The organism is Actinomadura barringtoniae, from assembly GCF_017573505.1.
GTDB classification, from domain to species: Bacteria; Actinomycetota; Actinomycetes; order Streptosporangiales; family Streptosporangiaceae; genus Spirillospora; species Spirillospora barringtoniae.
In genome coordinates, this window is record NZ_JAGEOJ010000014.1 from 273114 (window position 1) to 288552 (window position 15439).

The 15439-nt window shown below is 71.6% G+C and carries 14 protein-coding genes; 5 read left to right on the forward strand and 9 right to left on the reverse strand.

The genetic code is table 11. The annotated features are described in order from the left end of the window. Nucleotides 1-79: 79 nt before the first annotated feature. Genes J4573_RS32795 through J4573_RS55540 form a run of 3 tightly spaced genes read right to left on the reverse strand, consistent with a single transcriptional unit; the run spans nt 80 to nt 3807 of the window. Complete coding sequence (locus tag J4573_RS32795; RefSeq protein ID WP_208259795.1) at nt 80-553, reverse strand: SRPBCC family protein; 474 nt, start codon at nt 551-553, stop codon at nt 80-82. Then, nucleotides 550-876: an ArsR/SmtB family transcription factor gene (locus J4573_RS32800; RefSeq protein WP_208259796.1), complete on the reverse strand. Its 327-nt coding sequence runs from the start codon at nt 874-876 to the stop codon at nt 550-552. The genes J4573_RS32795 and J4573_RS32800 overlap by 4 nt, the downstream gene beginning before the upstream one ends. Nucleotides 877-915: 39 nt before the next feature. Then, nucleotides 916-3807, reverse strand: a complete 2892-nt coding sequence (locus tag J4573_RS55540; RefSeq protein WP_208259797.1) for a helix-turn-helix transcriptional regulator — start codon at nt 3805-3807, stop codon at nt 916-918. 149 nt (nt 3808-3956) lie between these two features. Here J4573_RS55540 and J4573_RS32810 point away from each other — a divergent pair, with 149 nt between their 5' ends. From J4573_RS32810 to J4573_RS32820, 3 genes are read left to right on the forward strand one after another with little or no spacing between them, the layout of a single operon-like run. Beyond that, entirely contained in the window at nt 3957-5246 is a 1290-nt protein-coding gene (locus tag J4573_RS32810; RefSeq protein WP_208259798.1) for an ABC transporter substrate-binding protein, read from the forward strand. Next, nucleotides 5243-6211, forward strand: a complete 969-nt coding sequence (locus tag J4573_RS32815; RefSeq protein ID WP_208259799.1) for a carbohydrate ABC transporter permease — start codon at nt 5243-5245, stop codon at nt 6209-6211. The genes J4573_RS32810 and J4573_RS32815 overlap by 4 nt, the downstream gene beginning before the upstream one ends. Then, complete coding sequence (locus tag J4573_RS32820; protein WP_208259800.1) at nt 6208-7059, forward strand: carbohydrate ABC transporter permease; 852 nt, start codon at nt 6208-6210, stop codon at nt 7057-7059. Before J4573_RS32815 ends, J4573_RS32820 begins: the two co-directional genes overlap by 4 nt. Before the next feature lie 3 nt (nt 7060-7062). Here J4573_RS32820 and J4573_RS32825 read toward each other — a convergent pair whose 3' ends face one another. From J4573_RS32825 to J4573_RS32850, 6 genes are all read right to left on the reverse strand, one after another. Next, complete coding sequence (locus J4573_RS32825; protein ID WP_208259801.1) at nt 7063-8073, reverse strand: amidohydrolase family protein; 1011 nt, start codon at nt 8071-8073, stop codon at nt 7063-7065. 8 nt (nt 8074-8081) lie between these two features. Beyond that, nucleotides 8082-9371, reverse strand: a complete 1290-nt coding sequence (locus J4573_RS32830; RefSeq protein ID WP_208259802.1) for an alpha-glucosidase/alpha-galactosidase — start codon at nt 9369-9371, stop codon at nt 8082-8084. An 18-nt stretch (nt 9372-9389) separates the two neighbouring features. Then, on the reverse strand, nt 9390-10148 hold the full coding sequence (locus tag J4573_RS32835; protein WP_208259803.1) for an SDR family NAD(P)-dependent oxidoreductase: 759 nt from the start codon (nt 10146-10148) through the stop codon (nt 9390-9392). Further along, nucleotides 10148-11236, reverse strand: a complete 1089-nt coding sequence (locus J4573_RS32840; protein ID WP_208259804.1) for an alanine racemase — start codon at nt 11234-11236, stop codon at nt 10148-10150. Before J4573_RS32840 ends, J4573_RS32835 begins: the two co-directional genes overlap by 1 nt. A 10-nt stretch (nt 11237-11246) precedes the next feature. Then, nucleotides 11247-12095 (reverse strand): MBL fold metallo-hydrolase, encoded by an 849-nt coding sequence (locus J4573_RS32845; RefSeq protein ID WP_208259805.1) that lies wholly within the window; start codon nt 12093-12095, stop codon nt 11247-11249. 86 nt (nt 12096-12181) lie between these two features. Beyond that, the gene (locus J4573_RS32850; protein ID WP_243773964.1) at nt 12182-13117 is read right to left on the reverse strand and encodes a zinc-binding dehydrogenase; all 936 of its coding nucleotides are present in this window, start codon (nt 13115-13117) and stop codon (nt 12182-12184) included. 76 nt (nt 13118-13193) lie between these two features. Between J4573_RS32850 and J4573_RS32855 the strand changes: the two genes are divergently transcribed. Next, entirely contained in the window at nt 13194-13964 is a 771-nt protein-coding gene (locus J4573_RS32855; protein WP_208259807.1) for an IclR family transcriptional regulator, read from the forward strand. 112 nt (nt 13965-14076) lie between these two features. Beyond that, on the forward strand, nt 14077-15438 hold the full coding sequence (locus J4573_RS32860) for an FAD-binding oxidoreductase (RefSeq protein WP_307797077.1): 1362 nt from the start codon (nt 14077-14079) through the stop codon (nt 15436-15438). Nucleotide 15439: the final 1 nt, after the last annotated feature.

Genomic DNA, 15439 nt, shown 5'->3' on the forward strand with positions numbered 1-15439 from the left:
CTCAGCGGAAGCGCACCCACCTCAGCGTGAGTGCACCACCTCAGCGGAAGCGCATCCACCTCAGCGTGAGTGCACCACCTCAGCGGAAGAGCCCCGCGTAGCGGTCCAGGTAAAGGGGCCAGCCGCCGTCGCCGCCGATGCCGTCGGCGACGTTCTGCCAGCCGGGGCCGTGCCTGTCGATGTTGCGGTGTTCCAGTTCGACCCGGGTGCGCTCGGGGGTTTCGGCGATGAACCGGACCTCGACCTCGCTGGCGTTCTCCAGGTCGGATTCCAGCTGCCATTGGGGGCCGATGTCCCAGCTGAACACCACCCGGTCCGGCGGCTCGAAGGCCAGGACGCGCGCCCAGTGGCACTCGGTGCCGTCCTCGGCGCGGTCGTAGATGTGGCCGCCGACGCGGCCCTCGAACACGGTCTCGGCGATGGGCGCGCCGAGCAGGTTGTGCTCGGGCGGCTTGAAGTCGCCGAACCGCTCGGTGAAGGTCTTGAACGCCTGCTCGGCCGGTGCGCCGATGACGATCTGCCGACGCACCACCGCGTTCGCCGCCTGGGTCATGACTCCTCCTGCGCTCGATCTTCGGTGATCTCCTGGAAACCCGCCAGGGTCCGGTTCCAGAACGTCTCCAGCTGGTCCCGCAGGGCGGCCACGCCCTCGGGGTTGAGCCGGTAGATGCGCCGGGTGCCGGCGGTGCGCTCGGAGACCAGGCCGGCGTTCTTGAGCACCTTCAGATGCTGGGATACCGCAGGTCTGCTGACCGGCAGTTCGTCGGCGAGCTCTCCGACGGCGCGCGGCCGTTCGGCGAGGCATTCGACGATGGCCCGCCGGGTGGGATCGCCCAGGGCGTTCCACACCTCGTCTTCGGATCCGTTAGTCGCCACGAACGGTTAGTCTACACTTACCGATAGGCCTCGGGAAGGCTAGTCCTCGAAGAGGTGGAGGCCGTGGGCCTTGGCGGCGGCCTCGCCCCGGCTGGAGACGCCCAGCTTGGCGAGGATGTTGGAGACGTGCACGCTGGCCGTCTTCACGGAGATGAAGAGGCCTTCGGCGATCTCGCGGTTGCTGCGCCCGGCGGCCACCAGGCGCAGGACCTCTTCCTCGCGCGGCGTGAGGCCCAGGCGGGGCGCCTCGGCGGTGATGTCGGAGCCGCCCAGGCTGACGCGGGTACGCCGGGCCAGGTCGTTGATCCGGTCCAGCAGCGGCGTGACGCCCAGCCCATCGGCCAGCTGCGCGGCCCGCTGCAGGGCGGGTGCCACCGAGTCGCGGTCGCCGCCCGCCGCGGTGGCCTCGGCCTGCCGGTAGAGGGCCTGGGCCAGGTCGTACGGCCGGTTGAGCGCGTCCCAGGCGCGGGCCGCGGCCTCCCAGGCGGGCTTGTCGAGCCGGCCCTCGGCACGGGCGGCCTCGGCCTCGAAGGTGAGGTGATGGGCCTCTTCGACAGGGCCGTAGACGCGCAGCTGGGAGGTCCGGGTGCGGACGGCCTCCAGCGCCTCGGTGTCACCGGTCTCCGAGCAGGCCGTGGCGGCGACGATGAGGGCGGGCAGGCCGTAGCGGGAGGAGTTGCGCAGGCCGCGCTCCTCCAGAACGGGCCGCAGGGTCTCGAACGCCTCGGCGGGCTTGCCCCGGGCCAGCAGGATCAGCGCCTCGACACGGCAGACGGGGAAGAGGTCCTGGGCCTTGGCCACCGTTCCGTGCCCGATGAGGCCGCGGGCGGCGGTGGCGTAGTCGGCCGCGAGGGAGAGGTCGCCGCGCGCCACCGCCAGGTCACCGGCCAGGAAGCACAGGCCGCCCCGGTACACCGAGGGCTGCAGATGGCGTAGCGACTGCTCCAGCAGCGTGAGCGCCTCGTCCCAGCGGCCGAGCGAGATCAGCGGCTCGACGAGGTTGAAGGTGAGGACGGAGCCGCTGGTCCTGGACAGCCCGACCTCCTCGGCCCGCGCCAGCCCCCGGCGGGCGGCGTCGGCGGCCTCCTCGTGCATGCCGTACGCCTCCATGACGTCCGACTTGTTGATCATCGCGCGCAGGACGGCGCGGTAGGCCTTGGCCTCCTCCGCCTGCACCCGGGCCGTCTCCAGGAGGGCGAGCGCCGCGTCGACGTCGTCGTCGCGGAACATGTTGAGCCAGGACCGGCGCAGGTTGATCTGTATGAGGACGGAGGGCTCGCCCACCTCCTCGGCGATCGCGAGCGCCTCCTCGGCGGCGGCGTCGGACTCGGCGTCGGTGGCCGGGTCGGCGTAGTGGTCCAGGTGCATAGCGAGGGTGGCGAGCACCCGGGCACGCGTCGCGTTCGGCGGGTCGGCGGGGGCGATCCGGGCCGCCTCCCGCAGGTCGACGAGCGACTCCGGGCGGGCGATCTGCATGGCGAGCTGGCCGCGCAGCTCCAGCAGCCGGGCCACCCGGAGCGGGTCGGAGACCTCCTTGAGCGCGGCCGTCGCCAGCTTGATGCCGAGCTCGGAGTCGGCGCTGTCGGAGGCGAGCTTGACGGCCCGTTCCAGCACCTCGGCGTGCGTCGCGCCGATGCGTTCGGCGGCGCCCGGCACCTCGTCCCACAGCTCCAGGACGCGCGAGGCCATCTGGAGGGACTCGGCGTAGGCGAGGGAACGTTCGGTCGCGCCGATCGCGTCCCACGCGCTGACCAGCGCCTTCACCGTGCTGTGCGCCATGAACCAGTGGTGCGCGACCTCCACGGCGCGCGCCTCGCCCGGCACCTCGTCCGACAGGCACTCGGCGTAGCGGGCGTGCAGGCGGGTGCGCTCGCCCGGCAGCAGGTCGTCGTGGATCGCCTCGCGGATCAGGGCGTGCCGGAACGAGTAGCCGTCGCCCTCGACGACCAGGACGTTGGCCGCGACGGCGGGCCGCAGCCCGCGGGTCAGGGTCATCTCGTCCAGGCCCGCGATGGCCGAGAGCAGGTCGTGCTCGATGCGCGCGCCGCCCGCGCTCGCGACCCGCAGGATCTCCTGGGTGTCCTCGGGCAGCCGCTGAACGGCGGCGAGCAGCAGGTCGCGGAGCGAGCCGGGCAGCTCGGCGCCCGACCCGGCGTCCAGCAGCGCCTCGACGAACAGCGGGTTGCCCTCGCTGCGGGCGAAGATCTCGTCGACGATCTGCGGCGGGCCCTCCTCGCCGAGGATGCTCGCGACGAGCTCGGTGACCTCGTCCCGGCGCAGGCGCGCCAGCTCGATCCGGTGCACGTGCTCGGCCCGGTCGAGCTCGGTGAGCAGCGGGCGCAGCGGGTGTGAGCGGGTCAGCTCGTCGGTGCGGAACGTGATGACGATCAGCAGCCGGGTGCTGCCGCCGAGGTTGCGGATCAGGAACGTGACCAGTTCGCGGGTCGACTGGTCGGCCCAGTGCGCGTCCTCGATCACCAGGACGACGGGCGAGGCCTCGGAGAGCCGTTCGAGCAGGGTCAGCACCAGCTCGAAGAGCCGGGCGCGCGCCTGCCCGCTGGAGATGTCGCCGTCCGGCTCGCCGAACTCGGGCAGCAGCCGGGACAGGCCGCTCGCCGAGCCGCCGGGGAGCAGCTCGGCCACCCCTTCGACCGAGATCTCCCGGACCAGCTCGCGCAGCGCCGCGGTGAACGGGGCGAACGGCAGGCCGTCGGCGCCGAGCTCCAGGCAGCCGCCGACCAGGACGCGCGCCTGACCGGCCCGGGCGCGGGCGCCGAACTCCTTGGTCAGCCTGGTCTTGCCGACGCCGGCCTCGCCGCCGACCAGCACGGCGCCCGGTGTTCCCTGCTCGGCGGCGCGCAGCGCGTCCTCGAGCAGGGCGAGCTCGGTGGGCCGGCCCACCAGGACGGGGGAGATCGTTCGTGCGCTCACCGCCTAAGGATGCCATCCGGGCGCGGTCGTACGTCCAGATCGTCGGGTTTACGGGGTCTTGACCTGCACGGGAAGCCGCTGCTAGCTTTGCCGCAATCCGGAATAGCATTCCGTATCGTGGAAAACAGAGTCTCGACGGAGGAGTCCCGTTGAAGAAACTCGTCCCGATCCTCACCGCGGTGCTCCTCGGCACCGCCACCGCCTGTTCCTCGTCCTCCGGCGGCGGGGACGCGGGCGGGCCCGTCGAACTGACGATCTGGCACGGCCAGGACGACATGGCCGCCCGGTCGATCGAGAAGCTGATCGCCTCGTTCAACAAGACCCACCCCGGCATCAGGGTGAAGAGCGACTCCGGCGGCGCCACCGCCGACACGATGCTGCCCAAGGTCACCGCCGCGTTCGCCGCCGGCACCTACCCCGACATCGCCTACATGTACGGGTCGTGGGGCGCCGCGCTCGCCCGCAGCCCCAAGGTCCCCAACCTGAAGAAGTACCTCGGCGGCCCGGCGGTCGGCTGGGACGACTTCTGGCCCAACACCCGGCAGACCGCGACCGTGAGCGGCAAGGTGATCGGCTTCCCGGCCGTCGTCGACGACCTCACCGTCCTCTACAACAAGAAGATGCTGGCCAAGGCGGGCCTGAAGCCGCCCCCGCCCGACTGGACCTGGGACGACTTCAGGTCGTACGCGGCCAGGCTCACCGACGCCAAGACCAAGATGTACGGCACCACCTGGGCCGTCAGCGGCGGCGAGGAGACGACCTGGGCGCTGTGGCCGCTGGTGTGGCAGCGCGGCGGCGCGATCCTGTCGCCCGACAACAAGAAGGCCGCCTTCAACGCGGCGCCGGGCGTGCAGGCCCTCACGCTCCTCCAGCAGATGGCCGTGCAGGACAAGTCGGTCTACCTGGACTCCAGCCCCGCCGAGAAGGGGCAGAAGCTCTTCGAGTCGGGCCGCCTCGGGCTCTTCCTGTCCGGACCGTGGGTGCTGCCCGACGTCCAGGCCGCGAAGATCGACTACGGCATCGCCCGGCTGCCCGGCACGAACGGCGACCATCAGACGGTCTCGGGCCCCGACAACTGGGCCGTCTTCGACCACGGGACGCGCCGCGTGAAGGCCGCCGCCGAGTTCCTCACCTGGCTGACGCAGCCGCAGCAGCAACTGGTCTGGATGATGGACACCGGCTCGCTGCCGACCCGCCGGTCGATCGTCAAGCTGCCCGGCTACCGGGACTTCGTCAAGAAGTATCCGGGCATCGGCATCGTCACCGACAACCTCGCCGACGCCAAGCAGATCAGGCCGGTCACCTCGAAGTATCCGCGGGTCTCGGCGTTCGTCGCCGACGCCATGGCCTCGGTCATGCTCGGCAAGTCCGACCCGCAGAGCGCGCTGAACGACGCCGCCCGCAAGTCCGACGCGCTGCTCGCGGTGCCCGGCCAATGAGCGCCGCGATCGTCACCAAGGGAGACCGCAGGGACCGCCGCAGGACCTCGACACGGCCTGACCGCAAGCAGGGTGGCGGAGGCGGCAGGCGGCGCCGGCGGCTGGCCGACCAGGCCGCCGGCTGGTCGTTCGCCGGGCCCTCCACACTGCTGGTCCTCGGCTTCTCGCTGCTGCCGATGGGCTGGGCGTTCCGGCTGTCGCTCACCGACTCCGACCTGGTCACGAGCGGGCAGAACGTCGGAACCGCCAACTACAAGGCGCTCGCGCACGACCCGGTGTTCTGGAAGTCGATCCGCAACACCGCGGAGCTGATCGCGCTCTACATCCCGATCTCGCTGCTGCTCGGGCTCGCGGTCGCGCTGCTGCTGAACAAGCCGATCAGGGGCATCGGGTTCTACCGCGCGTGCTTCCTCGTCCCGTTCGTCGCCTCGGCCGCCGCCGAGGGACTGCTGATGGCGTTCGTCTTCGACAAGGACTTCGGCGTGGTGAACGGGCTGCTGTCGCAGGCCGGGCTGCCCACGCAGGGATTCCTGGACGACCCGTCGCAGGCGATGCTCGTCATCACCGGGATCTTCATCTGGACCCAGTTCGGGTTCAACGTGGTCATCTACCTGGCCGCGCTGCAGGAGATCCCGCAGGAGGTGCTGGAGGCCGCGGCGATCGACGGCGCGGGCGCGTTCCGCACGTTCCGGCACATCATCATCCCGGGCGTACGGCCCATCTCGCTGTTCCTGGCGGTCTGGGGACTGATCGACTGCCTGCAGTTCTTCGACCTGCTGCTCACCACCACCAAGGGCGGGCCGGTCAACTCCACGATCACGATCGTCTATTACGTCTGGCAGCTGGCCTTCGAGTACTTCACCGCCGGCTACGGCGCCGCGGTCGCCTACACGCTGTTCGTGGCGAGCCTGGTGGCCATCGTCGTCGGCCTGGTCTTCGGCCGCCGGAAGGGGTTCCTGCTGTGACCACCGCCGACGTGACCATCGCCGAACCGACACCTCGGCGGCGGCTGCCGAGCCCGCGTCACCTGGTGCTGCTGCCGCTGTCGCTGCTCATGGTGATCCCGTTCGTCTACATGCTGGGCGCGTCGGTGATGACCAAGGCGCAGCTGAACCGGTTCCCGCCGCCGCTGATCCCGCCGGGCGTGAACCTCACCGGCTACCGGCAGCTGCTGTCGGACTCGGAGTTCCCGCGCTGGTTCCTCAACAGCGTGATCGTGTCGCTGGCGATCGTGGTGTCGCAGGTCGTGCTGTGCAGCATGGCGGGGTACGCGTTCGCGCGGCTGCGCTTCGTGGGCCGCCGGGCCGCGCTGGTGCTGGTCATCGCCACCACGCTGATCCCGTTCCAGCTGACCGTGATCCCGACGTTCCTGATCTTCCACAAGCTGCATCTCATCAACACGCTCGGTGCGCTGATCGCTCCGCAGCTGGCGTCCGCGCTCGGCGTCTACCTGATGACCTCGTTCTTCCAGAACTTCCCGCGCGAGCTGGAGGAGGCGGCGCGGATGGACGGCTGCTCCCGCTGGGGCGTGTTCTTCCGCGTCGTGCTGCCGGTCGCCCGCCCCGCGCTGTCGGCGCTCGCGGTCATCACGTTCATCTACGCGTGGAACGACCTGTTCTGGCCGATGGTCGCGATCTCCTCCAAGGAGAACTACACCGTGCAGGCGGGCCTGGCCACCTTCCAGGGGCAACATCGTGCGGACTGGCCGCAGATCATGGCCGGGACGGTGCTGACCACCGTCCCGGTCCTGCTGGTGTTCCTCATCGGCCAGCGCCGCTTCGTTCAGGCCCTGGCAGGCGCGGTCAAGGGCTGAGGGTCACAGGTTGAGAAGACGGTTGGCGTTGGCGGCGTAGACCTTCTCCAGAACGTTCGGGGGGAGGTCTAGGCCGCTGATGTGCCAGCGCCCCATCAGCGGCGGGTCCTCCGTCGAATGCGGGAAGTACTCGTCGGCCGTCTCCAGGAAGCGGAAGTGGATGCCGTAGACGTCGGCGTCCGGCGGGATCTCGTCCGTGCCGAACAGCACCCGGTCCGGGAAGCGCAGGATCAGCTCGCGGGTCGCGCGCGGCTGGCGGCCGAGCTCGGCGATGCGCGCGGCGATGTCGATGTGCAGGTTCGGGTAGTCGGCGAGCATGCGCCCGACGCGGCCGAGGTCCTCGGCCTGGCAGCCGCCGTGCACGGCGATGAACGTCGTATCGGGATGCCGCGCGACGAGGGTCTCCAGGGCGTCCATCAGCTGCTCGAAACGCGGGAAGCGGTCGGTGTCGGCGAACGACCAGTCCGGGTGCGCGAGCAACTGCTCGTAGCGTTCGTTGCGCTCGTCGACCGGATCGAAGAACGCGATCGGGTCGGCGGTGTGTATCGCGACCGGGATGCCGAGCTCGGCCGCGGTGTCCCACAGCTCGCCCAGCCGTTCGTCGTCGGGCAGCACGAGCCGCCCGGAGTCGTCCCGCACGTGCAGCCCGAGGTCCTTCCAGACCTTCAGCCCGCGCGCGCCCTCGATCACCGAATGGCACAGGCTCGTCGCCGCGCCGCCCAGGTCGTTCCAGTCGACGTGGCAGAACGTCACGAACCGGCCGGGGTGAGCGCGGTCGTAGCGGTCGAGGTTGTCGCGCAGCTCCGGACCCCACCGCCCGTCCAGGTTGATGATCTTCTGTACGCCGCACGCGTCCATCAGGGCCAGCAGCCGCCCGACGTCCGGCACGGCCCAGTCACCGGTCAGCCAGCGGCCGAGGTGGTTGTGCGCGTCGATCGCCGGGACGGCCGCGCGCGGAACGCGAGACCCCGGCACGCGCAGCCGCGGCCGGGGCCTGTAGTCGCTCAGCTCCATCGGCGGGCTCAGCGGACGCCCTCGGGGAGCGCGTCCCCGTGAGCCTTGATCATGTCCTCGACCAGGTCGTGGATCTGGGCGAGGGTGAGCGTGGCGGCGGCGTTCGGGTCGAGCATCGCCGCGTGGTGAACATGGTCGCGCCGCCCCTCCAGCGCCGCCCGCACGGTCAGGTCGCTCACGTTCAGGAACGTGCGGTTCAGCGCGGCGAGCTGCGGCGGCATCGCGCCGACGCGGGTCGGTTGCACGCCGGCCCGGTCCACCACGCACGGCACCTCGACGAACGCGTCGCCGGGCAGGTTGGTGATGAGCCCCTCGTTGTGCACGTTGCCGTGGACGATCCGGCGCGTGCCGGTCTCGATCGAGTGGATGATCTCCGAGGCCAGCTCCGACATCGGCTCGACCGTCACGCCCTCACCGGCGGCGAGGCGGCGGCGGGTCCCCTCGTAGGTGTCCAGGTTCTCCCGTGACCATTCCAGGTAGGCGCCGACCTGGATGCGGAACAGCTCGACCTGGTCGTCGTGGTGCAGGAACCACGGCAGGTACTCCGAGCCGTGCACGCTGGACTCGGTCGGGAAGTGCCCGAACCGCGTGAAGACCTCGGCGCGCACGGTGCGCCGCAGCGCCGGGTCGGCGTCGACCGCCGCGGCGAGCCGCGGGTAGAGGTCCTGCCCGTGGTGCTCGAACTTCAGCACGAACGCCTGATGGTTGACCCCGGCGGTGACGAACGAGACCTCGTCCTCGGGGACGCCGACCAGTCCCGCCAGCCGCGCCTGGGTGTCGCGGACCGAGTGGCAGATGCCCACGACGTTGCGGAACGGCGTCCCGTCGTAGACCGCGCGGGGGACCATCGACATCGGGTTGGTGTAGTTGAGCAGCAGCGCGTGCGGGGCGAGCTCGGCGAGGTCGTGCCCGAGCGCCACCATCACCGGGATGGTGCGCAGCGCCCGGAAGATCCCGCCGATGCCGAGCGTGTCGGCGATCGTCTGGCGCAGCCCGTACCGGGCTGGGATCTCGAAGTCGATCCGCGTCGCCGCGAACCCGCCGACCGCGATCTCGTTGATGACGTAGTCGGCGCCGTCGACGGCGGCCCGCCGGTCGGTGTGCGCCTCGACCCTGGCGGGCAGCCCGAGGTGGCCCACCATCCAGCGCGCCATGGCCTCGGCGGTCGCGAGGCGGTCGGCGTCGATGTCGTGCAGGACGAGCGTGGAGGTCTCGAGGCCGGGGAGGGTGAGGAGGTCGGACAGGACGTTCTTGGTGAACTCGACGCTGCCGGCGCCGATGAAGACGATGCGTGCCATGGGGGTCTCCGCGTTCCCTTACATGATGGCGAGCTGGCCACCGTCGATGACCAGCTCGGCTCCGTGGACGAAGGAGGCGTCGTCGGAGGCCAGGAAGGCGTACGCGGAGGCGACCTCCGCGGCCTGCCCGGCCCGGCCCAGGGGGATGTGGTCGCGCTGGTACGCCGCGACGAAGTCGGGGTCGAGGGTCGCCTCGATGGATGCGTTCAGCGGGGTCCTGATGTAGCCGGGGCACACGGCGTTGACCCGGATGCCGTGCCTGCCGAGCTCGACCGCCATGGTCTTGGTCAGCAGCAGCACGCCGCCCTTGGAGGCGTTGTAGTGCGCGTAGTCCTCCTCGCCGCCGAGCGCGTTCGTGGAGGCCATGTTGACGATCGCGCCGCCGGTGCCGCGCTCGACCATCAGCCGGCTCACCGCCTGGCCGACGAGGAACATGCCGCGCAGGTTGACCGCGATGATCTTGTCCCAGTGCTCCGGGGCGATCTCCAGGAACGCGTCGCGGCGCGACGTCCCGGCGTTGTTGATGAGGACGTCGACGGAGCCGAGCGCGGCCCGCGCCTCGGCGACCAGGCGGGCGACGTCGTCCTCCCTGCTGACGTCGCAGACCGTTCCGGCGATCTCGCCGAGGGCCGACAGCTCGTCCACGACCTCCTTGACGCGGTCCAGCCCGCAGATGAAGACTCGCGCGCCCTCCTCCAGGAACCGGCGGGCCGCGGCCTCGCCGATCCCGCTGCTGCCGCCCGTGATCAGGACGGTCCTTCCGGTCAGCCCGCGCATCACCGCACCTTCCCCCGGGCCGCGACGGCGAGCTCGTGGTCGAGCCGCCCGCCGCGCACCCCGTACGCCGTGTCGAAGAGGTTGGAGACCGGGCAGGCGTGGCTCGGGATGAGCTCCAGCCGTTCCCCGATCTCGGGTCCGGCGGTCTCGGCGGCGCAGCGGCCGATGCCGTGCTCCTCGCTGAGGAACCGCATCGACAGCTCCGGCCGACCGGCGACCATGATCCAGCCGGGCGTGCCGGCGCCGTCGGAGGTCAGCGACTTGCTGCCCGCGTCCACCACGAACCGGTCGGGCGCCGGGCGCGCGATCACCGTCGTCAGCACCCGCGCGGCGGCCGTGGCCTCGGTGGCGACGCCGAGCCGGATCATGGTGGCGTCGTTGAACACGTAGGTGCCGGGGCGGATCTCGGTGACGCCCGGCACGGCCGCGCCGAAACGGGACGTGGGCGTGGAGCCGACGCTGATCTCCAGCTCGCCGCCGCACAGCTCGGCCGTCTCGGTGAGGTCGGTGACCTCGCGTTCGGCGACCGCGCGCAGCTCGTCCAGCGAGGTCGAACGGTAGGAGTGGCCCGCGTGTGTGAGCAGCCCGGCGACGCTTACGCCCGGCACCTTCCGTACGGCCGCGACCAGCTCGGCCGTCGGGACGCCCGGTGGCCGGCCGAGCCGGTGCAGGCCGGTGTCGACCTCCACGAACACCTCGATCGGATCGTCCGGCGACGCGCCGCCGACGCCGCCGAGGCCCTCGGCGACCTCGACCGAGTCGAGGCTGACCCGCACCCGGGCCCGTTCGCGCAGTGCGGCGATGCGCTCCAGCTTGGGCCGCCCCCACAGCGGGAACGCGAGCAGGATGTCGTCGCAGCCCGCGTCCGCCATCACCTCCGCCTCGCCGAGCTTGGCGCAGGTGATCCCGGCCGCGCCGGCCTCCAGCTGAAGGCGCGCGATCTCGGGCATCTTGTGCGTCTTGATGTGCGGGCGCAGCCGTACGCCGTTCCGGGCCATGACGCCGGCCATCTCGGCGATGTTGGCCGCCACGGTGTCCAGGTCGACGATCAGCGCCGGGGTGTCGATCTCCTCATAGGGGACGGACACGGTTCTCCTCTCAGACGCCCAGGACGACCGGGCGGCCGACCTTGGGAACGAGGTACTCCTGGTCGGGGAACTGCCGGTCGAGCGTGTCGACGAACGTCGTGACCGACTCGGCGTTCACGGCGAACAGGTCGTGGTGGCTCGGCATCAGCCAGCGCGCGCCCGCCTGGGCCGCCAGGTGCGCGGCCTCCCGTACGGTCAGGTTGCCGACGATCCCCATCTCCTCGCGGATGCGGTCGCGGCCGTTCACCGGCAGCAGCGCCACGCGCGGCCGCAGGCCCGCCAGCGCCCGGTCGATCTCGGGATGCAGGACGGTGTCGCCCGCGTGGTAGACGGTCACGCCGTCCTCGACCTCGATGACATAGCCGAGGAAGCGGTGCGCGCCGTCCTGCACCATCACGTCGTAGCAGGCGGGCCCGGTGTATTCGGGGGAGTGGGCGGCCGGGACCGGGTGCACGAGGACGCCGCCCACCTCCAGCGGCTCGCCCGCGTGCGCCGGTCGGAACGCGGCGCCGAGCCTGGTGGCGTCGTCCGCCAGGACGGGCGGGGCGACGAGCTGGAACGGGTGACGCTCGAAGGCGGGTCCGAGCGTCACCGGGTCGAAGTGGTCGGCGTGCTCGTGGGTGATCACGACCACGTCGGCGTCGAGCTCGCCGGGGCCGAACGGTGGCGGGAAGCGCCGCGCCCAGCGTCCGGGCGGCCCGAACTCCGAGTCGGTCGCGAGCCGGTCCGACAGGTAGGGGTCGACGGCCACGACCGTTCCGCCCGACCCCTTGATCAGGAATCCGGCCTGGCCGAGCGCGCAGACGCCCACCATCCCGGGCGGCACGGCCAGCTCGCGGAAGCCCTCGCTGACGTTCATGAGCCGTCTCCTTCCGTGCTCACGGGCCTCAAGGCGCCTCAGTGGCCTCAAAGCGCCTCAGAGGCCTCAAGGGGCCTCAAGGGGTCTCAGGGGGCGAGGAGCGCCTTGACGGGCTCGGTCCCGCCGTTCATCAGGTCGGTGAACACCCGCGCCCCGTCGCTGAGGGGGAAGGTGTTCACCCAGCTGAGGTCCCACTCTGCCGCGAGATCCACGGCGGCGGCGAACTCCGCGTCGGTGTAGCCGAACGAGCCGAGCACGCGTTTCTCGGCGCGGACCAGGTCGGCGCCGTCGAACCCGGACTCGGCCGACAGCAGCCCCAGCCAGACGGCCGTCCCGCCGGGCGCGAGGTGGGCGAGGGCGGCGGCGCGGGTGCCGGGGGAGCCCACCGCGTCGAAGATCACGTCGAACTCGCCGCTCAGCGCCGGGCCCGCGACGTCGGCGCCGAGGCGGGCGGCGACGGCGGCGCGGCGGTCGGACAGGTCGGCCGCGGCGACGGTCGCCGCGCCCCGGCCGCGCGCGAGCTGCATGCACAGCAGCCCGATCGTGCCGCAGCCGATCACGCCGACCCGCGCGCCCTCGGGCACCTGTGCAACGTTCCAGGTGTGGACGGCGTAGGCGATCGGCTCCACCAGCCCGGCCGCCGTCCAGGACATGCCGGCTGGCAGGACGTGCACGGCCGACGCGGGCACGGCCACCCGTTCGGCGAACCCGCCGGGGCGGTGCACGCCGATCAGGGCCCGGTGGCGGCACAGCTGGCTGCGGCCCCGGACGCACAGGTCGCAGGTGCCGCAGGAAAGAATGGGGTTGACCGCCACCCTGCGGCCGTCGATCGTCGTTCCGGCGAACTCGTGCCCCATCACCAGCGGCGGGGTACGAAAGCCCGGGGTGCGCACGCCGTGCAGCTCGCTGCCGCAGATGCCGGCGGCGGCCACCTCGACCAGGATCTCATCGGATTTCACGGACGGTTCGTCGATGTCATGCAGTTCCACCACACTCGGTGCGGTGAACACCAGTGCCTTCATCACGCGGCGAATGTAGCAGGGCATCCGTATCGTGGGCTAGCATTCCGTATGGCGGAAAGATCTGAGAGAGGGCCTCATGTCGAAGAGTGAGTCGCCGGTGGGCAGCGTCGACCGTGCGCTGCGCATCCTCCAGCTGCTGTCCGAGCACGGGCGGGGAGTGACGCTGGAGGACCTGGCGGTCCGCTCCGGCATCCCGCGCAGCTCGCTGCACCGCCTGCTCGGGGCCCTGCGCCACCGCGGCTTCGCGGCCCAGCCCGAGCCGAACGGCCCCTACTTCCTCGGTACCGAGATGCTGGCCGCGGCGTTCCGCTTCTACGACCGGATCGACCTGCGCGCGCTGGTGCACCCCGTGCTGCTGCGGCTGCGCGAGGAGCTGAACGAGACCACCCACATGGCCGTGCTGGAGGGCGCGGAGATCATCTACGTGGACAAGGTCGAGGCGATCCACCCGCTCACCATGACCTCGGTGATCGGCGGCCGCAACCCCGCGCACTGCACCGGCGTCGGCAAGGCCCTGCTGGCCTGGACCTACCCGACCGACGAGGCGATCAAGCTGTGGGCCTCCGCGCACGAGCTGCGCGCCGTCACCCGCCACTCGATCACCTCGCCGGCCCGGCTGGCCGAGGAGATGGCGGCCATCCGGGAGCGCGGCTACGCCCTTGACCTGGAGGAGAACGAGGAGGGCGTGCGCTGCGCGGCCGTCCCGGTCTTCCTGGGCAAGGCCACGCCGTCGGCCGGGGTGAGCGTCACCGCGCCCAAGGACCGGTTCCCGAAGGCGAAGCTGACCGAGGTCGCCACGCGCCTGCGCGCCATCCTCTCCGAGGAGCTCGACCAGCCGGTGGTCTAGGTGCCGGGCCGGACGGTTGACGCGCCCGGCGATCTGCTGGTTGCCTGTAATGCGGAAATACGTTCCGCTATCCGGAATATTGTGGGCGTTTCTAGCTGATACGAAGGTGGATGTGAGCCAGCCCCCCGTTGAGACGCTGGGCGCACTGCTCCCGGCAGGCCGCCTGATCACCGACCCCGACGCCATGGACGCCTACGCCCGCGACCAGACCTACGCGGCCCCGGGCAAGCCCGCCGCGGTCGTGCTCGCCCGCGACACCGCCGACGTCGTCACGGTCATGAAGTGGGCGCGGCAGCACCTCGTCCCGGTCGTACCGCGCGGCGCCGGCACGGGCCTGGCCGGGGGAGCGACCGCCACCGACGGCTGCGTCGTGCTGTCCCTGGCGAGGATGACCGCGATCCAGGAGATCGTGCCGCAGGACCAGCTCGCCGTGGTCGAGCCCGGCGTGATCACCGCCGACCTGGACCGGGCGGCGCGCGAGCACGGGCTGATGTACGCGCCCGACCCGTCCAGCCACGAGATCTCCACGATCGGCGGCAACCTGGCGACCAACGCGGGCGGGCTGCGCTGTGTGAAGTACGGCGTGACCCGCGACTCCGCGCTCGGCCTGGAGGTCGTGCTCGCGGGCGGCCGGGTGATCCGCACCGGCGGGCGCACGGTCAAGGGCGTCACCGGCTACGACCTGACCGGCCTGTTCGTCGGGTCCGAGGGCACGCTGGGCGTGATCACCGCCGCGACCGTGCGGCTGCGCCCGGCGCCCGCCGATGCCCCGGTGACCGTGCTGGCCTCGTTCGGGTCGCTCACGGCGGCCGGCGCCGCCGCGGCCGCGATCATGGGCGCCGGGCTGCGGCCCAGCCTGCTGGAGCTGATCGACAGGGCGACGCTGCGCGCCATCGACGACTATCGCCGGATCGACCTCGACGCCGACACCGCCGCCGTGATCATCGCGCAGACCGACGGGCCCGAGTGCCCCGCCGCCGAGCTCGTCCGGCACTGCGAGGAGGCGGGCGCGGAGTTCGCGGCGGCCTCTACCGACGAGGCCGAGGCCGCCGCGCTGCTCGAGGTGCGGCGGATGGCCTATCCCGCCGCCGAACGCCTCGGGAACTGCCTGGTCGAGGACGTGTGCGTGCCCCGCTCCCGGCTGCCCGAGATGATGGAACGGATCGAACGCGCCGCCGCCCGGCACGACGTGCGGGTCATGACCGTCGCGCACGCCGGGGACGGCAACCTGCACCCGCTGTTCGTCTTCGACCGCGGCCTGACCGGCCCGCCGCCGCCCGTCCAGGCCGCCGCCGACGAGATCTTCACCGCCGCGATCGAGCTGGGCGGCACGCTCACCGGCGAGCACGGCGTCGGCGTGCTGAAGCGGCCCTGGCTGGACGGCGAGTTCGACCCCGACACCCTGGCCGTCCATCGCCAGATCAAGCAGGCCCTCGATCCCGACGGCCTGCTCAATCCGGGAAAGGCGATCTAGG